The following is a 17,208-nucleotide window of genomic DNA, read 5'->3' as shown; positions in this document are numbered from 1 at the left end:
CGGTGTGTCCGTCGACGATGCACCACCGCCGCCGCCCACTCCGGTCGCGGCTCCGGCGCCGATCACCCCGCCCTCGTCCGTCGCTCCTACACCGCCGGCGTACAACCAGCCGCCGCAGCAGCAGCCTTCGTACAACGCGCCGCCGGTTCCGCCGGCCCCGCCCGCGTACAACCAGCCGCCTGCCTACAACCAGGGACCGACGCCGCCGGCCTACCCGCCGGCGCAGCAGCCTGCGTACAACCAGCAGCCGACGTACAACCAGCAGCCGACGTACAACCAGGCACCCCCGGCGCCTCCCGTGCAGAACCAGCCGCCGGCGCAGCAGCCCGAGGTGAGCCTGGTCAAGGGACGCCCCGTCAGCCTGACCAAGGGCCAGAAGGTCACACTCCGCAAGGAGGGCGGCGTCGCGCTCACCATGATCCAGATGGGTCTGGGTTGGGATCCGATCAAGAAGAGCGGCCTGTTCGGAAGCCGTACCGCCGACGTCGACCTCGACGCTTCGGCACTCCTGTACGCCGACGGCAACCTCGTCGACGTCTGCTACTACGGTCAGTTGACGTCCAAGGACGGCTCGGTCCGTCACATGGGTGACAACCTGACCGGCGACGGAGACGGCGACGACGAGGTCATGCTCGTCGATCTGCAGCGGGTCCCGGCTCACGTGACCACCGTGATCTTCACCGTGACCTCGTACCGCGGACACACGTTCGAGCAGGTCTCCAACGCTTTCTGCCGTCTCGTGGACAGCACCACCAACTCCGAGCTCGCTCGATACACGCTCCAGGGCGGCATGGCTTTCACCGGAATGGTGATGGCAAAGGTGTACCGCGTGAACGGTGAATGGAAGCTGCAGGCCATCGGTGAAGGTATCCAGGCCAAGCACGCAGGAGAAGCTGCGCCGCAGCTGGGCCGTTTCCTCACTGCTTGAGTCGAGACTGCATAGTCGAGATGAATCCGGTTCGGCGGTAGGTGATTTCGATCGCCGTCCGTCGAACCGGACATCGTTTCCCCCTCTGTGCGTTAACCTCATGCGGCATGTCGAGCCGTCAGTCGAGCGGCCGTGCGCGAGAGGACTTGGCACAGTAGATGATTATTCGAGGGAAACTTCTGGGTCGGGCGGCGGCTGTCGCAGGCGTTGTGCTGGCGCTCGTGAGCACCGGGATCGCGCAGGCTTCGGTGCCGCAGTCGGAAACGCTGTCAGGTGTATCCGGCACCGGGATCAAGTACGTCGCCCTCGGTGACTCCCGCGCCTCCGGCCCAAGGCTGGAACCGATGTACCCCGACGCCTGTTCGCGTTCGTACGAGAACTTCGCGGGCAAGATCTCTCGGGCACTCGAGGTCGCGGAGTTCGCCGACGTCTCTTGCAGCGCGGCACGCGCCGAGAACATCATCGACACTCCACAGCTGATTCCGAACTACTGGCCTGTCCAACTCGATGCCGTTCACCCGGACACCGACCTGATCACCATCTCGATCGGCGGCAACGACTCCAACAGCATCTTCCTCGGTCCCCTGTGCGTCGCTCCGGGGCCAGGAACCGATCGTGGATGCCGGTACGACCCGCTCGCGAATTCCGTCGCCCAATCCGGAATCGACCGGGCTGCCGGAGAATTGGATCGCATCCTGACCGCGGTCACGCAGCGCGCGCCTAACGCTCGCATCTACCTGATCGGTGAGGGCGGCATGATCTCCTCTCGCGGATGCTGGCCGAACATCCCGTTCTCCGACGCCGACGCAGCCTGGTTCATGGACTATTTCGCGCGCTACAACACGAAGTTCGACGAGGTCGCCCACGCCCACGGTGTGCGCACCGTCGACATTGCGGCGGCGAGCATCGCCGGCGGGCACGATGCGTGCGCGAGTGCAGATCAGCGTTGGTTCGAAGGCCTGTTCTCGGAGTCGACGGCGCAGCGCTTGCACTTCACGGACGCCGGGATGACCGCGGTGGCCGATCTAGTGGTGGCGGACCTGCAAGGCTGACCGAGAGAGCCCGGTCATGGCATAGTTCGCTGCTGTGGGTATGACTTTTGTTCCCGGACAGAACGCGCCGCTGCAGGCGCCCGTGGTGACGTTTCGAGCCGAGAGCCAGACGCCGTTCGACGTGTCGGCGCTGGTAGCGGACGCGAACCTGCGGGCATTGACGTCCGCGGACTTCGTTTTCTACAACCAACCGTCCACCGCTGGAGTGCAACTCGACGAGAGTGGCATCCGGGTGGAACTCGATCGACTTCACCCCGATGCGGCAGCGGTGTTGTGCATCGTGAGCGTGGATCCGGCAGCGACGGCCGCGGGAGCCTTTCGCACGGCCGGGCTCTCCGCCACCCTGAGCGATCAATCCGGTTCGGTCCTGGCCGAATTCGCGATCCCCACCGCAGGTACCGAGACAGCGGTCATCTGCTGGGAGCTGTACCGAAAGTCCGGTGCCTGGAAGATCCGGGCCGTCGGGCAGGGCTATGCGGGTGGTCTGGCGGAACTGATCTCGGTGCACGGCGTCGAGGTCGACGACGAGCCGGCACAACCAGCCCCGACGGCTGCGCCCGCGTGGGACTCCGCGGTGGAGCCGTTGGAGGTGGGCCGCGGCCTCGAGCGTGCGTGGATGATCTTCGAGGACGCCTCGCGTTCTGCCGCTTCCTTCGTCTCCAGCAGCGAGTACGCGCTTGCTCGGTTGGACGAGGATCTGACCGCTGCCGTCGCAGATCCGTCGTTGCGGAACTCGGCAGCGGGAGTGGCGGCGCGCGACGCCGCACAGAAGCGTCACGACGACCTTGTCTCACTCGCACGGGACAACCACGCCCGCGACAGCGCTCAGCTTGCGCACGAACTCGGCGTGATCGACGGCGTGCTCCCACGGTCGATGGCGTCGTGGAAGTCGGTGTCGTGGGCGGGTACAACCGATCCGGCCCAGATCACGGCCGTCAGCGACGGAATGCGTCTTGGCGAGCTGTCGGCTCCGGACCGCGGCACGCTCACCGTTCCCTACTGCGTCCCGCTCCCACTGCGTCGGCCCATCTGGGTGGACAGCACGTCGAGCAAAGCAGCGCTCGGTCTGATCAGTGCCGTCACCGTGCGCGTCATGGCCGCCGGTCCGATGCCGCTACTCGACGTCGTCGATCTGACCGGCTCGCTGACGCCACTGACCGACAGACTGGCACCGATGCTCGCGGGGCCGGTCATCACCGCTCACACCGAGATCTCGGCGCGCTTGCGGGCACTGGCCGAGGCCGTCGACATGGGCGAGCTCGCGCGAATGAGTGGTGTCGCAGATGGCCCGAGTTCCCTGCGCCTGTTGATCCTCAGCGATTTCCCGCACGGATACTCCGCCGAAGACGCACAGACCATCATGTTCCTCGCCGAACGCGGGCCGGGAATCGGTTTGTCCATACTGATTGTCGGAGAGGACGAGTCGAACTTCGCGGAAGAATCCGTCGCCGCACTGTCCGAGGGGTGCCAACATCTTTCGGCAGCAGGGCAGACGGAGGTTCACGATCCGTGGACCCGCACGCAATGGCACTTCACCCCGGACGTGCTCGACCCGATCTCCGAGTCGCGAATTCTGGCAGTGTTCGACCGCACCTAGTGGCCGATGGCGGATTGCCGAGCGCACAGGCAGAGTGGTGGTACGACCACGCGCGGTGTGTGGCGGCAATACTCGAGGAGACTCATGGCATTCTGGGATCAGTTGAAGGCTAAGGCTCAGGAGATGAACGGCCAGCTCAAGACAAAGACCAGCCAGTTCCAGAACAAGGAATTCAAGAACGCGAGCATGGCAATGTGCGCGTTGATCGCCGCCGCAGACGGTTCGATCGATCCGTCGGAGCGTCAGAAGACCGCCGCGCTGATCATGAGCAACGAGTCGCTCGCGGTCTTCCCGCCGGACGAGCTTCGTGAGCAGTTCGACTGGTACTGCAGCAAGCTGTCCTCGGACTACGAGTTCGGCAAGGTCGAGGCAACCGCGACCATCGCCAAGCTCAAGTCGAAGCAGGATCAGGCCCGCGCAGTCATCCAGATCGGCATCATCATCGGCGGCGCGGACGGCAACTTCGACGAGCACGAGCGCGGCGTCGTACGCGACATGTGTTTTGCAGTCGGAATTTCTCCGGCCGAGTTCGATCTCTGATCGATTCAGAGCATGAAAGCGGGTGCGGCGCGAAAGCGCTGCACCCGCTTTTCTTTTCAGTACTCGGGATAGCCGTCCTCGGGTCCCAGCATGCGCTCGATCCTCGTCCGCGTGATCTTGGCGAGCTCGTCGACGCAGACCTTGCGCTCGACGGACCGTTCGTTGGACATGCGCTGGCCGATGTTCTCGAGCAGGTCGTCGGCGTCATGGCCGTGCGAACACCACAGATACCGGAAGCCGAAGTTTCGCTCGTACTCCTCGCCGGCGCGATAGATGGTTGCCATGACGGCGTCGTCCGGAACCCAGATCGAGCATTGCTCGAGGTGGGACGGCACGCTGTTCCTACGGACGCCGACCGGTGGATGGCATTGCAGGGCGCGTTCGACGTCGACGTCCGAGAGGTTGAGAATCGCGTCCTCGGCGCGCGAGAGGATCTCCGCGTGATCGGCGAACGGACGTCCGTCGCTGACCCACCCGGCCCACGTCAGCGAGCAGCAGCACTCGAACAGTGCGTGAACTGCCTTCTGCCGCGGTAGTTCGTTGAAGCGCTCCAACCCGATCGATTGATGTAGCAGCATGTGACCTCCCGGCCCGTTGTGCCTTCAGGCGCGCTCGACATGCCGCGCGGTAACCAGATGCGCGGCCACTTCGATAATCCGCCGCTTCACCTGGGAAAGGAAGGTTTGCTCACCGAGTTTTCAGGTTCTTAACGCGGCGTAACGAGCTGACCCACACAACGCAGGAGCCCCACCGGCGACAAACGGCGAGGCTCCAGACCGGGAGTCTCTTGAAGGAAAAACCCGATCATGACTGACGCTATTCGCCGGCGGGCCTATATCCAGCCAAGGCGCTCGCGATCGCCATTGCCCTCGGCATCACCGCCTGGCGCATTCGTACATTCCTTCGGCCATCACCGGGACCGGTTCTACGAGCCGCACTCGAGGATGCGTGGAAGACGAGATTGCGGCCACCCACTGCTCCAGGGAACAAACGACGATCATCCACATTTCGCCACCATCGCTGCGGACGAGCAGCAATCGCGCAGATTGTTGCCGACTGCCGCATAGACGCCGTGCTCGACGACCCACGATTCGAGCAGCCCCTACTAGGCGTAGTGGTGCCTGTAGCGTCCATGCCATGGGCTCCCGAAATTCCCGGCGATGGGGATATGCGCTGACGGCATTGGCGGTCATCGCGGCCGGTATCTCGGTCTTCGGCCCACAGAGCTTTCCGGGGCGAGAGCCGACATTCACCGGGGCCACAGCCTGGAACATCGATCCCGACGGCACCATCACTGAGATTACGGATTCGGACCTCGTTGCCGAAACCACGTTCGAGGACCCGCCGCCGCTCCGGGCAAGCGCAGTCGTCCGTGAGTTCCACGCCGAGGAAGGCTGGGGTGTACTCGACGCAGCCGAAATTCCCGGCGGTTGTTGGGTGTTCTACTCCGAGATTGTGGCGACTGGGTACCGCGTCCTGACTCCAGGCCAGCTAGTGGACCTTGAATATGAGGACCTTGTTGCGCAGTACGGTTCCGACGCGCACCAGGATGGCTACCGTTATCGTGCTACGTCCGTCCATCCGTGAGCCGCGCTGGTCTGGTAACGCGGATTTGGACCGCTTTAGGTGTGCGAAGTGGAATACCGGGAGTGCACCGACGGCGGACTCAGACATCCAGCATTCAAAGGTTTGCGCTCGACAAGTCCGCTGACGAAGTCAACCCGCCGGGTCGTCACTGATTCAGTGCAACAGCACAATTGAGGAAGGTTCGTTGTGGACAATTGGTGGTTGTACTGGAGCCCGTTTCCTCAGCCTGTCCGTGAGTGGCTGTGGATGATCGTGCAACAGATTTGGTCTGGCTGAGACCGTAGACCGGCGAGACTGGTCAGGAAGTCGGCGGTATCTGGCTGACCAGTGATTCGTACGATCGCTCTATTGCTCTTAGGACTTCGGCCGGTTCGATGTATTGGTTCTTCTCACGCAGCGCGTATTCCAGTTCTTCGCCATCGCGAACGCTTTCAGGCACCAGCACGTGCCATTTGTACCCCCGGGGTTGCAACCGGACTCCGGCCTCCGCGAGGTAGGAGTTGACGTCGTCGTTGACCATCCGCAGGTCTTCTTCGGTGTATGGCTCGAACCAGACTTCCTCGGGTTCCCTGCTCGGGTCACCGCGAGTAACCCGTACGGGCGGGTGCGCGGATGCCGGATGCGGTGTCCTGTAGCACCTGCTTGGCCCCGCAACCCACGCGGTCAGCGCTCCGTGTCCATTCGAAATGACGCTGACGTAGCGACCCACAGGCAGGGCACTGGGCACCTGACCGTCGACCTCGGACAATGGATACTCGCTCCAGTACTGCGCCATGTCATCCATTATCGTGCGCGAGCTGTGATTTCGGCATTAAGGGAGCAGACGCAGCAAGGTGCAACGGATGCAATTGTTCTCTGCCAGAGTTGAATTCCCTAAGGAAACGCCGTTCACATTGCATGGTAGTTTTCGTCGATGGATTCCGTCTCCTTGGTCCGCGTGACCGAAGCACTGAACGCTGCATGGGGACCCGATACGTGCGCTCCAGAAGACATCGGGGATTGGTCGGAGGAGAATCCCGCGCGCGGGCAATGTGCGACTACTGCGGTGGTGGTGCACGACTATTTCGGTGGTGACCTGGTTCGCGGCGAGGTGCACGTTCGAGGTGAACGAGTGGACTTTCACTGGTGGAACCGGTTACCGGACGGGTCGGCGATTGATCTCACGCGTGAACAATTTTCGGTGCAGGAGAGCGTGATCGGTGGTGTCTATGTTCCGCGTCCGACGGGTTGGACGCGGCTCGATTATGAATACTCACTCCTCTCAGGCCGAGTCGCCGAACACTTGAAGCGCTCACCCACAACATTTTTGGCGTCACAGGGTTGAACCTCACTGCACCAGATCGTCCGCGCGATGTCCTTGTGGATCGGCGATGGCGGTGCGCTTGGTTGGTCATGCCTCTTCGTGCGCATTCGAGCCCGAAGACACCCATCAATCGTGCACCGTGCCGCATCAATGCCCTCACTACGCATTTCCAGCCACACCTTGTGTGCACCGTAGACCGAATAATTCTCGGTATGCACACGGCTGACCTCGGCTTGAAGTTCTTCGTCGCGCACAGTCCGCTGGCCCCTCGACTGCAGGAGCGGCACCCGAAGATGGTCGAACCGGTGTACCGGCACCCTCGGTTCGCGCAGAATGGTAGTCGGCGTACACGCGGATGAATCCGGGGAGCGGTGCAATGATCCGACGACGGCTCGGCCAAGTATTGATGGTGATCGCGCTCGCCTTCGCGGCCGTCTCGACCGCGCCCGTCCACGCGCAGGAACCGGCGCCAATCACGACGCCGGGCACAGTGACCGCGGCAACTTCCCTGCCGCACTCCTTCTGGATTCCCGGCGCCGCCAACGCATCAAAGCTCACGTACTGGTCCACGGGACCGCTGAACCGGCCCGCTTTGAGTACGGGCGCGCTCTTCCTGCCCCCCGGCGATCCACCCGAAGGCGGTTGGCCGGTCATCTCGTGGGCTCACGGCACTGTAGGTATTTCCGACCAGTGCGCTCCCACCGTGACCGGGACCGTCGGCAGTCCATACCTCACGAACTGGCTCTCGCAGGGCTACGCGATCGTCGCGACCGACTACGTGGGACTCGGCACGCCGGGAATCCACGCGTACCTGGACGGACCGTCGGCGGCGCACAGCGTGATCGACATGGTGCGTGCCGCGCGTGCGGTCGAACCGTCGCTCTCACCGCGGTGGTTGGCACTCGGACAGTCTCAGGGCGGGCAGGCCGCTATGGTCACGGCAGCGATCGCCACACGGTACGCACCCGAATTGGACTATCGGGGCGCGGTCGCGACCGGGGCGCCGTCCAATCTGGAGAACCTTGCACCACTCGTGGGGCCGGACTTTCCCCGCTTGCCACTGACCGGCAGTACCGTGTTCGTCTCGTACCTCTTGGCCGGACTCCGGGCGGCGCGACCCGATCTCGACATCGATCGCTACCTGACACCACGCGGCACGGATGCCCTGGCCCGAGCCGAAACCGACTGCTACCAGGACATGGCATCGGGCCTTGGCGACGTCACGATCGGCGATCTGGTGAACCGGCCCCTCGACGATCCCGCGGTGCTGGCTGCTGCTCGCGGCATGCTGGAGATCCCGACGACCGGGTACGACCGGCCAGTGTTCCTCGGACAGGGGCTGACGGACGAGATGGTGCCGGCACCGCTGGCTTTGAAACTCGCGGCCGAACTCGCCGCCAACCGCCAGCCAGTTACATTCCGCACATATCCGAACGGTCATATCGAGACGATGCGGGCAGCGCTCCCCGAAAGCCTCTCCTTCGTCCGGAATCTCTTCCAGCCGTAGGTGAATCATGCGTTTCGTGAGAGCCTGTCCGACCCACTTTTCATCTACTCAGCACCGTCAGGAGTGCGCGGCTGACCGAGGATCTGCCGAAGCCGAGCGTTGCAGCTATGGCGTCGAGGCTCTTGCCCCCGCCGCAGGTTGGACCGTCACCGAACATCGGGAGCGAGGCGCGTCAATAACCATAGACCTCAACATCGCATGTCCTGGGGGCCGCGGATCTAGACACGTACAGCGTCCAGGCGATCGACTTCGACGTTTCGGATCGCTTGGGGCCACAGTGCGATGCGACCAGGCGAACCGACTTTGACCGTTCTGCTGAAATATTCTTCCTGGCAACAAAATTCGACTGAACCTGGTCAGGAGATGACCTCGATCGCTAGTCCTCGTCCTCGTACTCCGGTTCGGGCTCATCCGCCCATGCCTGATATCCCGGACTCTTCAGATGCAGGTGGATCGCATTGACACCCAGGTGCAGTGTGATGACCGCTTTCGGCAGGTCCCACCGGAGAGCTGCCTTTGGTTCGGGTTCGGCGCTCGTGGCTGTTCCCAGGAGTGCGGTAAATGCCACATCGAGGTTCGTGAACCCTTCGTCCAGCAGCGGGCGCACCACTGTCATGGGCGTAGCGTCATCTGTCCGTGACGAAGATCGAGATCCAATTCATTCTGTGTTGCCGCCCGAACATTATCGATTCGGGCCGACCGACACGGAGTCCGGTCCGAATCGAGGCGCCGGTTTGATCCAATTCAACGACCTCCCATCCAGCCTGTGCGCAGAAGGGTTCCAGGTCATCGACGGCCCAGGTCCAGTCGAATTCTGCGGCGAGGCGGACGATCCGGGTGGCGCCCTCGATGTCGACGTGCATGCGTGGATGCTATCTGCGAGTGTCAATATGACCTGTACCTGGAACGGACGCTCCTAGGAATTACACGCTGTCAGAGAACTCGGCCGCCGCGGAGGTAGACCTGCGCTGAACGCCGAGGTCAGAGATCCCGCGCCGAGTGTCGCAGCGGCGAGAACGCCAGTGTGCCTGCTGCGATGGCGAACACGATGGTGACGCCGATCAGGGTGGGGCGTTCGCCGATCGCGCCGACCAACAGGCCTGCTGTCACGGCACCGAGGGCGGCCATGGTGCGGTTGACGGAACGCCGGGCGGCATTCACGCGCCCGAGAAGCTCATCCGGAGTGAGCGCTTGCCAATAGCCCATCTCGTTCGCGTTCTCCGCGCCTGCTGCCAAGCCCTGCAGGCCAAGAGCTGCGAAGAGAAGGAGATGGCCAACAAGTGTGTCGGTCGCGAAGGTAACGAGAAGCCAGGTGAGGGGATACAGCGAGCGGGCGAGGATGACCGTTCGTCCTGGTCCGATTCGCGTGCCGATCGCATGTGCACTGGACGCTCCGAGGAGGCTTGCGACACCGAACGTCGTCAGAAGCAGGCCGTATGTGTAGGCGCTGAACCCGAGTGAGCGGAGGGCGAAGAGAGACAGCACAGTCAACGCGGCTCCGTTGGCGAGGAACCACACGTGTGTCGATATTGCGAGCGGGTTGAGAGTGCGGTGGCGGTAGGTGAATCTCAGACCCTCACGCACTTCGTTCATCAGGTTGCGGGAGCGAGAAGCGGGTCGCGGCTCGTCTACGTCGAGACCGTAATTGAGTGCGGCATCAGCGAGATAGCTGATTGCGTCGACGGCAATCACTACGGGAGCGCCGAGCAGGCCTACGAGTGCGCCCCCGACCGTTGGCCCCAATGTCGTTGCTGCTGCGTCGGCTTGGTCGAGTCGAGCGTTTGCTTTCACCAGTTGGCTGCGTGGAACCAGCCGGGGTAACAAGGACTGCATCGCAGCGAAGCCGAACACCGAGAAGGAGCCGAACAACAGCAACGCGATGACCAGGACCCAGATGTGCAGAAGGCCGGCGAGCCACAGAAGCGGAACAGTGCCGAGTGCTACCGCTCGACCGACGCTGGCCCACACTAGGATTGGCTTGCGCCGCCACCGATCGACGTAAACCCCCGCGAACAACCCGAGCACCGCATAAGGAATCAACTGAGCCGCGTTCACCATACCGACTTCGAAGGGCGTCGCGTCTAGAAGCTGCACTACCAAAATGGGCATCGCCACCGCTGTCACCGACGAGCCGGCCGAACTGATCACCGCGGCCGTGAGGAAGCGGCGAAATGATGAACGATTGACGGCCGGAGAAACCTCACTCATCGCTTCTACTCACGATGCCGCCACATGTCCGACTCCGCAGGTCCGTCCCATGAAGGGGACTGTAGTCGAGCACGCCCGATATGGTGCTGAGCCCGGGACGGTTGTTTGGCATTGCGAAGTTGACAGAAGTACTCGACATGGCGACAGGGGAGCGACTCTGCCGATTCGAGGGAAGGCATCACCATGATCGAAACAGACTCTCCCACAAGCATTTTCGTGATATACCGCACTGAAGAACGCAACGGGTACGAGAATGAGTGCTTCACCCATTACGTCCAAGGCATGTTCCACCGCTGGATGTCAGGGCGCCACAGGATCTTCGGCCCTTTTCCTCGCACGCCAAGCCGTCGCCAGCGGCACCGTCGAATGCGCATTGGCTGTCGGCTTCGAGCAGATGAAACCCGGCGCACTCAAGCGGGTCTGGGACGACCGCCCAGCGCCGATGTTCCGTTTCGACGATCTGATGACCGAGATCCAAGGCGTCCACGACGCGCCGCGCACAGCCCAGATGTTCTATCGGAACCATGTCGACAATGCGGTGGCAAGACCGTCCTCGGTGCCTGGTGGGCAGATCTGGTCGGCTGCGGCAAGCACAGAAGCAGGTGCGTGACCCATGGCCACGCCGTGAGCGGCCCAGTCCAGCATTTCCAGGTCGTTGATGCCGTCACCGACGGCTAGGGTCCGTGTTGCGGCGACGCCCAGGTCGATGCGCAGCCTTTCCAGCATCGCAGCCTTGCTTACGCCGGCTGCGGTCAAGTCGGCCAGTGGTTCGTTTTCGTAGCACAGGCTTCGAATGCCGGGGAGATCGAGAGCAGACAAGACTTCGGTCAGCTCCTGCCCACTGCGTCCAGGCCAGTGGATCGCCAGTCGGGTGGTCGGCGTGGTCGCAAGTTCGTCGATATCGACCAGCTCGACCTCGCCATGGTGCATATCCGCGTCGTCGACACGGCCGGTTGCTCTGACCCCGATGCCCGGGTTCTCGGCTACGAAGATCGCGCCGGGTAGTTGTTCGCGTAGTGCCGCGATGGGAGTGCGTAAATCGAAGACCACTTGCTCCGCGATTTTCCCGGTTGCGGCATCGATCAGCACGGCCCCGTTGGAACAGATCGCGAACCCCGTCATGATGTCGAGCTCGAGTAGGAACGGTCGTGTGGCGGGGGCGAGTCTGCCGGTGCACAGCACGACGTGGGCTCCGGATCGAACAGCTGCCCGCACAGCCGATCTCACTGCGATGCTGATCGTTTCGTGCGCGAGCGGATTCGTGTCCTCCGCGACGTGCAGGGTGCCGTCAATGTCGAGGGCAATCATCATCGGGTGGCCGGATTCGAAAACCAAGGGTCATCCTTCGATAGTGTCAACTCGACAAAATTCATCGGTAGACCGTGTGTAGGTCGGTTCGGGTGCAACATACTCGAATCGGTATTCGTCGCCCAAACAGAAGCGGTGTCCGCCACGTTCTCGGCACCGTCCACACACTCGGCGGGCGCGGCATCGCATTCCGCTCCCTCACAGAAGGATTCGACACCACCGAGGACGGACGGTGGTTCCTGAGCTGCAGTCACCGGATCACGCGGAGGCCGCCCGAGGCCATGAAATTCCCGAATCAGAATTGTCAGACCTGTTTAATGAACTCCCCACAAGGTGAGACGGGTTTCTCGGACACGCTGTCGATTCGACAACTGTTGAAATCGATTTCGCTCCGGAACCGTTTTCTGTCGGCGGACGAGGGTTAGCTGGTGGTCTGCACTCATTTCTCAGTCACATACGGGAACATGTCTCATCCTCTGGTGCCTCAGAAACAGCCTTGGTCTCAACAGTTCACGGCCGATTCTGAGACTGACAGCGAAAGCCGAGACCGCAGTCGGCGAACCAAAGAGGGCTTTCCACTCCGGTTGAAGGGTCCCTGGCTGGTATGCCTCGTATGGCCCGCGAGATGGCCTGCAACAAGACGGTTTCCGGCGGATTGAGCCGCTACTGTGCAAAGAGTCGGAAACGGTCGTCGCGAATGGCCGCTGCCACTTGTTGGGCACTCTGTTCTTCCTCGTCGCCCGACGTGTCCAGTACATGATCATCGAGCTCGCCGAGGTCGGAGAACTGATCCCACATCGAGAGGATTGGCCCCTCGTCGATCAAGGCGCTTGGCGCGGTTCGGGCTTGGGCTCGCTTCAGCGTGATGTCGCGCTGCGGCCGGAGCACGATGTAGTGGACCGCCAAGTTCGGGTGCTGTGTCGCGTGTGTTCGGAAGTGGGGGAGCATCCACGGCCCGATGATTCCGTCGATCACCGTGGTGAAGTCGCCGCGAGCATAGGTATAGGCGGCGCCGGCGATCACATCCATGACAGTCTGGTTCTGCGCATCGGACGTGGGCTCGTACGGAGGTATCGCGCCCGAAACGATGCAGTGCCAGAAGTCGTCTGTGTGCAGATGAACGCCTTTGCTGTAACCGCGGGCAAGTTTCGCGGCGAGGGTCGACTTCCCTGCCCCTGGTGGGCCGGTCAGAATGATCACTTGTGCGCTCACGCACCACAACCTATCCCTATCTCGACGGCTGAAGCACCCGATTTTCCCGGCCTAGGTCCAGTATTCTCGCCGAACGTCGCGGCGATGTCGTGCGAAGCGTCGCCGCCGTCGTGCTCGCGGTTTGGCCGCGAACATTTCGGTCCCGAAATCGCACTCCGAGTTGGCCCGCTGGCAATTCGCCGCCCTGCACCCGGATCGTGCGTTCTCGTGCGGGTAGTGCAAGCAGGGCGGGGCGGAGGTTTCGTGGTTGTCGACGCCGTCGAAGTCTCCTATGGCATCTCAGATGGAGATACGTCCAACCCTGGGTCAGCTTCGCCGGAAAGTCGAGTATGGTCCGGTCATGGGCCGACTCACAGAACTACTCAAGTCCGTAAAATCACTCGGATCACGCAAAGACACCGCCGCCAAGCAGGAAAAACGCGCACTGGATCGGTGGGAAAACGAAGGCGGCCCTGTCGCAGAGGATCCACGACAACGCTGACCCCGGACGAGTGCCAGCGCGCCTGGACCGATCAACCCAGCCAGAATTGGCCGCAACTACCTGATCGGCGCCGGCAGTGCAGACCTCGACGCACACGGAAGTACAACAGACGTTTTCGATGGCTGAGTTCGGTCGCACTACGTCGGGGGCAGTGACGAATCCCCGTGGTGACCGGTGGCTATGACGACCACCTGAACAACAGCGTCTTCAGGCATCTCGGGGTAGTAGTTGACCCGGAGTTGTCTTGCGAAATTCGTCATGTCGGTGCCGGGTGGCTGGCGGGCTGCTAGCGGCGACAGATGAGCGATATCGTACGTTTCTACAGCGGTGACCTGTCCTGAAAGGGGGCGGGCGGTCGGGTGATTTATCGAAGATGAAAATTGCCGGCCCTTCGTGAATGTCTTCGCGCCAGCGGACGGTGGAAACTTTCGCGCCAGAAACCACTGCCGTGTAATGCTTCTGATGAAAGTGCACGGTTTGAGCAGGAGCGCAGGTCGTCATGTTCGCATTGTCCACTAAGCACGGCCAGCACCAAGGCGGTCCTACCCTCGATGGCGGCGGCCGAAAGCGTGGCCTTCGCGCGGGGTGACCGAATCCGACTTCATCACGGTTGCAGGGTTGATCCTGGCCGCGGTGACGATTGCCAGAGTCCGGCGCGGCCGGCGATCGAGTATCGAATCCTGAGCTGGTACCTCGTTCGTCAGATGTAGTACTGCAGATGGATGTGCAGTCGAGTACCTGCTGATTGACTCTCTCCCGGAAGGGAGTCGTCAATGAGCACGTCCGTCAACCGAAGCCGCTGGTCGATCGTTGCGTTGTCATGCGCCGGAGCGGCATTGGTGGCCGCGTTCGTTTTGGGCCCGGCCGCGTTGTTACGCGGACGCTATCCGCAGTTCCAAGATCAATCCGTCATGAGTGTGCTGCTCGGCCGCGGCTTGGTCGACTACTGGGGTAGCGGAGTCCGCACCTATCCTCCCGGCTTGGCGGAGATGGTGGACTACTGGTTCGAGTGGCACGCGATCAAGATCGTCATCTCGGTGCTGCTGACCGCGGTTCTGGGTCTGCTCGCGGCGACTCTGTGGCGGCGATCTCTGACGGCCGGCGTAGGTTGCGTGGTCGCGGCGGCCACTACGACTGTGCTGTCATTGTTTTCGGTGTTTGTGGCTGTGCTCAACATCCAGTCGACGGTCGCACCCGTAGTCGCGCTGCTTCCGATGCTCTCCGCTGACAACGCGGACGGGCAGACAGCGCAGTCTCTGATCGAGAACGGTGTGCAGAGCGGAGACTCCGGGCCGCCACTGCTCGAGTTGCTCACACAGGTTGAGCACTACAACTGGGCGGCGATTGTCGCTACCGCCGTGGTGATCGCTGTAGTCGCAACGGGAACCCGCATCGCCTTCCGACGCTACAGGTCGTCGGACACGATCAACGGTGCCCACTGTCGGATGTTCGTCGCCCTCGGATCGCTCGGTGCTGTGATGACCATTGCGATGGCGCTGCTGTTCGTTGCGGCCGTTGTTGCCGTCGTCGATCCAGGAGAAGCTCTGCTCGGCGTGGTCGGGCTGTGACTCTATTGCCGGACCAAGATGAAGGGCGACGGCGTATCCATGACCGAATCGCGGAAGTGCTGAACGTCGCTCGCAGTACGTTGTGCCGAAACCTGTAGTAGCAAAAGTGAATTCGCTATGTCATTGGAAATGTTGCGTCTTCGCCGGCACTGATGGCGCCGGTTCGGCCTCGATGGATGTGCTTCCTACAATTCGATGGGGCGATTCGGGTGTGGGCCTGTGGTTGGCGCGCTGATATCTGTGCGCCATTGCCTCGACCGCGGTGATTGGGTAACGCAGCTGTCTGTCGAAGTGGGAGAGGGGCAGCTGCGTCGCGGGTTGCAGATCGTCAAGCCGCGGCCCTCGACGGCTCGTTGCGGTAACGCGACAGCCGGCCGTCGGTTCCGGTAAGCCTCCAGGACCAGAGGGTGAGCCGGGTGCGCATTCCGTTGGCGTCGGCGAGGCTCCGGACGTCTGCGCAGGACTCTGCAAGGAGTCGCCGGAAATCGGGGTTGCGCATCGAATAGGTCTCGCGCAGAACATTGCGGGGGATACCCAGCAACGTCGCGTCCTGCCGGCTCGGGACGACGATGGACCAAAACCCTATGCGCATGACTACAGGCGTGGTGAGGCCGAGTGCGAGGCGGTTGAATCGGCTCATGCGCGGAGCGTGATGGCGCAACCATGCATGGGCGAACCCGATGTGACGTGCTTCCTCGGCGAGATGGATCTGCATGATGCGGTCGGTGAGCGGGTGAATGCCACCGCCGCGCATGATGCTCTTCTGGATGTGGTCGATCGGCTCCTCTCCAGCGAGGATGATCTGAAAGAAGAAACTGGGCCACAGCGATCCCAGCGAACCGACCAGGGGGAAGGCCTTGACAAGCCACGTTGGGGCACCGTGGACCTCCGGAGCCACCCGGTTGGTGAACTCCTGAAACATCTGGATGTGGTGCGTCTCTTCGGTGAGTTCGTGCATGAAGTAGCGGAATTCGGGGTTCTCGTTCGCCAGGCCCATCAAGAACTGGGTACCGCCGAGAAGGAGCAGTTGCTCGAACTGGGAGCCGGTCTTTGTTATAGATGCGAGCCGAATCCGGGCAACCCGCCGTTGTTCCTGGGGTGAGAGCGCGCGGTACCAGTCGGTGTGGGACAAGGGGTCGACCGCGGGGAGTGTCCATCTCGGGTCGTCCGCGGGGGCGGCGAACTCGGGCGAATTCCAGGCGATGTCTTTGAACGCCTCGAAGTGGAGCCCTGTCGAGGATGCCTCGGACAGTGTGCGCAGAGTGTCGTGGTAATCGCGATTTTCGTTGACGGTATTGCGCCCCGGAGTTAACCGGACAGATGGCGCGTTACGCCGCGTGCGACGAAGTGTTAGGAACTGCATTTCGGGCTCCTTTGTGGCATCTATCTCAGATGTGCCCACAGTAAACTAAGTGTGACTACGCGTCCACGGTAACTGTATGAGTCTGCACGTCCACGGGTAAGTCCGGAAGGGCGAAAGGGACGCTCAATATCGCACCATGCACGCAGCTCTCGGCATTTGATGGTGGTGTGGGTCCTGCTGTCGAGACGACGGCGCTGGACGTGGTCGACGTTAGGCCGTTGTGTGCATCTGCTGACCGGTGGGATAGGTGCAGGACGAGGTTCTCGCGATCTCGTCACGGTCGGTGTCCCGCTTGATCGGGTCGGAACTCACCTCGCCGAACTCGCGTCCCTGCACCGCGACGACATCCGAGGCGGCGCAGACAGTTGATCATGTGGATCGGCCCGCACGTCTTTCGTCATGCGACGGGGATCCGATGGCCCGTGGTTTGATGCTCGGATGGCGATCGGTAACAGTGGAAATATCTCACCGGTAACTTTCAAGTTGTGTCAGTTCTCTTTCTTAAGTGACTGTGTAACAACCAGTTTCGATGGAAGTCGCTATCTGAATTGAAA

General features: G+C 62.2%; 17 protein-coding genes and 1 pseudogene. 9 read left to right on the top strand and 9 right to left on the bottom strand.

Annotated features, from left to right (window positions below; genetic code table 11):
* The 4 genes from RWT78_RS20205 to RWT78_RS20190 all read left to right on the top strand — a co-directional run.
* On the top strand, window positions 1-928 hold a 928-nt coding region (locus tag RWT78_RS20205), incomplete at its 5' end, for a TerD family protein (RefSeq protein WP_314677669.1).
* Window positions 929-1,149: 221 nt separating this feature from the next.
* A complete protein-coding gene (locus RWT78_RS20200; RefSeq protein ID WP_314677667.1) occupies window positions 1,150-1,980 on the top strand; it encodes an SGNH/GDSL hydrolase family protein in 831 nt (276 codons plus the stop codon).
* Window positions 1,981-2,020: 40 nt separating this feature from the next.
* Complete coding sequence (locus RWT78_RS20195) at window positions 2,021-3,577, top strand: TerD family protein (protein ID WP_082893195.1); 1,557 nt, start codon at window positions 2,021-2,023, stop codon at window positions 3,575-3,577.
* A gap of 84 nt (window positions 3,578-3,661) precedes the next feature.
* Window positions 3,662-4,117, top strand: coding sequence for a tellurite resistance TerB family protein (locus RWT78_RS20190; RefSeq protein ID WP_003941110.1), 456 nt, complete (start codon window positions 3,662-3,664; stop codon window positions 4,115-4,117).
* A gap of 56 nt (window positions 4,118-4,173) precedes the next feature.
* Here RWT78_RS20190 and RWT78_RS20185 read toward each other — a convergent pair whose 3' ends face one another.
* Window positions 4,174-4,695, bottom strand: a complete 522-nt coding sequence (locus tag RWT78_RS20185; RefSeq protein WP_003941084.1) for a 2-oxo-4-hydroxy-4-carboxy-5-ureidoimidazoline decarboxylase — start codon at window positions 4,693-4,695, stop codon at window positions 4,174-4,176.
* A gap of 559 nt (window positions 4,696-5,254) precedes the next feature.
* Here RWT78_RS20185 and RWT78_RS20180 point away from each other — a divergent pair.
* Window positions 5,255-5,704, top strand: a complete 450-nt coding sequence (locus RWT78_RS20180) for a hypothetical protein (RefSeq protein ID WP_003941092.1) — start codon at window positions 5,255-5,257, stop codon at window positions 5,702-5,704.
* A 298-nt stretch (window positions 5,705-6,002) separates the two neighbouring features.
* Here the strand turns inward: RWT78_RS20180 and RWT78_RS20175 are convergent, their stop codons facing one another.
* The gene (locus tag RWT78_RS20175; RefSeq protein WP_125050272.1) at window positions 6,003-6,479 is read right to left on the bottom strand and encodes a DUF5956 family protein; all 477 of its coding nucleotides are present in this window, start codon (window positions 6,477-6,479) and stop codon (window positions 6,003-6,005) included.
* Window positions 6,480-6,617: 138 nt separating this feature from the next.
* Here RWT78_RS20175 and RWT78_RS20170 point away from each other — a divergent pair, with 138 nt between their 5' ends.
* Window positions 6,618-7,028 (top strand): hypothetical protein, encoded by a 411-nt coding sequence (locus RWT78_RS20170; protein ID WP_125050273.1) that lies wholly within the window; start codon window positions 6,618-6,620, stop codon window positions 7,026-7,028.
* On the opposite strand, the gene RWT78_RS29240 is transcribed toward RWT78_RS20170, so the two are convergent.
* A complete protein-coding gene (locus RWT78_RS29240) occupies window positions 6,947-7,225 on the bottom strand; it encodes a hypothetical protein (RefSeq protein WP_399552170.1) in 279 nt (92 codons plus the stop codon). The genes RWT78_RS20170 and RWT78_RS29240 overlap by 82 nt on opposite strands.
* Before the next feature lie 158 nt (window positions 7,226-7,383).
* Here RWT78_RS29240 and RWT78_RS20165 point away from each other — a divergent pair, with 158 nt between their 5' ends.
* Window positions 7,384-8,514: a lipase family protein gene (locus RWT78_RS20165; protein ID WP_254593785.1), complete on the top strand. Its 1,131-nt coding sequence runs from the start codon at window positions 7,384-7,386 to the stop codon at window positions 8,512-8,514.
* 376 nt (window positions 8,515-8,890) lie between these two features.
* Here the strand turns inward: RWT78_RS20165 and RWT78_RS20160 are convergent, their stop codons facing one another.
* From RWT78_RS20160 to RWT78_RS20150, 3 genes are all read right to left on the bottom strand, one after another.
* Window positions 8,891-9,130, bottom strand: a complete 240-nt coding sequence (locus RWT78_RS20160) for a DUF6301 family protein (protein ID WP_314677660.1) — start codon at window positions 9,128-9,130, stop codon at window positions 8,891-8,893.
* 10 nt (window positions 9,131-9,140) lie between these two features.
* Window positions 9,141-9,377: a DUF6301 family protein gene (locus tag RWT78_RS20155; RefSeq protein WP_314677658.1), complete on the bottom strand. Its 237-nt coding sequence runs from the start codon at window positions 9,375-9,377 to the stop codon at window positions 9,141-9,143.
* A gap of 118 nt (window positions 9,378-9,495) precedes the next feature.
* The gene (locus tag RWT78_RS20150) at window positions 9,496-10,722 is read right to left on the bottom strand and encodes an MFS transporter (RefSeq protein ID WP_021333800.1); all 1,227 of its coding nucleotides are present in this window, start codon (window positions 10,720-10,722) and stop codon (window positions 9,496-9,498) included.
* A gap of 307 nt (window positions 10,723-11,029) precedes the next feature.
* Here RWT78_RS20150 and RWT78_RS20145 point away from each other — a divergent pair.
* Window positions 11,030-11,236: pseudogene (locus RWT78_RS20145) on the top strand (lipid-transfer protein); the annotation flags it as partial.
* Here the strand turns inward: RWT78_RS20145 and RWT78_RS20140 are convergent.
* Together RWT78_RS20140 and RWT78_RS20135 are read right to left on the bottom strand one after the other, a co-directional pair.
* Window positions 11,236-12,057 (bottom strand): HAD-IIB family hydrolase, encoded by an 822-nt coding sequence (locus RWT78_RS20140; protein WP_125050277.1) that lies wholly within the window; start codon window positions 12,055-12,057, stop codon window positions 11,236-11,238. The pseudogene RWT78_RS20145 and the gene RWT78_RS20140 overlap by 1 nt on opposite strands.
* A gap of 636 nt (window positions 12,058-12,693) precedes the next feature.
* Entirely contained in the window at window positions 12,694-13,242 is a 549-nt protein-coding gene (locus RWT78_RS20135) for an AAA family ATPase (protein WP_021333803.1), read from the bottom strand.
* A 1,254-nt stretch (window positions 13,243-14,496) separates the two neighbouring features.
* Here RWT78_RS20135 and RWT78_RS20130 point away from each other — a divergent pair.
* Window positions 14,497-15,291: a hypothetical protein gene (locus tag RWT78_RS20130; protein ID WP_021333806.1), complete on the top strand. Its 795-nt coding sequence runs from the start codon at window positions 14,497-14,499 to the stop codon at window positions 15,289-15,291.
* A 328-nt stretch (window positions 15,292-15,619) separates the two neighbouring features.
* Here RWT78_RS20130 and RWT78_RS20125 read toward each other — a convergent pair whose 3' ends face one another.
* Window positions 15,620-16,654, bottom strand: coding sequence for a diiron oxygenase (locus tag RWT78_RS20125; protein ID WP_314677653.1), 1,035 nt, complete (start codon window positions 16,652-16,654; stop codon window positions 15,620-15,622).
* Window positions 16,655-17,208 lie beyond the last annotated feature (554 nt).

It is taken from the genome of uncultured Rhodococcus sp., from assembly GCF_963525155.1.
GTDB lineage: Bacteria > Actinomycetota > Actinomycetes > Mycobacteriales > Mycobacteriaceae > Rhodococcus_F > Rhodococcus_F qingshengii.
The sequence above is the reverse complement of the archived record's forward strand: the minus strand, read 5'-3'. Positions and strand labels throughout refer to the sequence as shown.

Excerpts from the sequence above, each read along its gene's own strand:
- RWT78_RS20195 (WP_082893195.1), top strand. The coding sequence starts at position 2,021 with ATGACTTTTGTTCCCGGACAGAACGCGCCGCTGCAGGCGCCCGTGGTG.
- RWT78_RS20190 (WP_003941110.1), top strand. The coding sequence starts at position 3,662 with ATGGCATTCTGGGATCAGTTGAAGGCTAAGGCTCAGGAGATGAACGGC.
- RWT78_RS20185 (WP_003941084.1), bottom strand. The coding sequence starts at position 4,695 with ATGCTGCTACATCAATCGATCGGGTTGGAGCGCTTCAACGAACTACCG.
- RWT78_RS20180 (WP_003941092.1), top strand. The coding sequence starts at position 5,255 with ATGGGCTCCCGAAATTCCCGGCGATGGGGATATGCGCTGACGGCATTG.
- RWT78_RS20175 (WP_125050272.1), bottom strand. The coding sequence starts at position 6,479 with ATGGCGCAGTACTGGAGCGAGTATCCATTGTCCGAGGTCGACGGTCAG.
- RWT78_RS20170 (WP_125050273.1), top strand. The coding sequence starts at position 6,618 with ATGGATTCCGTCTCCTTGGTCCGCGTGACCGAAGCACTGAACGCTGCA.
- RWT78_RS20165 (WP_254593785.1), top strand. The coding sequence starts at position 7,384 with ATGATCCGACGACGGCTCGGCCAAGTATTGATGGTGATCGCGCTCGCC.
- RWT78_RS20160 (WP_314677660.1), bottom strand. The coding sequence starts at position 9,130 with ATGACAGTGGTGCGCCCGCTGCTGGACGAAGGGTTCACGAACCTCGAT.
- RWT78_RS20155 (WP_314677658.1), bottom strand. The coding sequence starts at position 9,377 with ATGCACGTCGACATCGAGGGCGCCACCCGGATCGTCCGCCTCGCCGCA.
- RWT78_RS20150 (WP_021333800.1), bottom strand. The coding sequence starts at position 10,722 with ATGAGTGAGGTTTCTCCGGCCGTCAATCGTTCATCATTTCGCCGCTTC.
- RWT78_RS20130 (WP_021333806.1), top strand. The coding sequence starts at position 14,497 with ATGAGCACGTCCGTCAACCGAAGCCGCTGGTCGATCGTTGCGTTGTCA.
- RWT78_RS20125 (WP_314677653.1), bottom strand. The coding sequence starts at position 16,654 with ATGCAGTTCCTAACACTTCGTCGCACGCGGCGTAACGCGCCATCTGTC.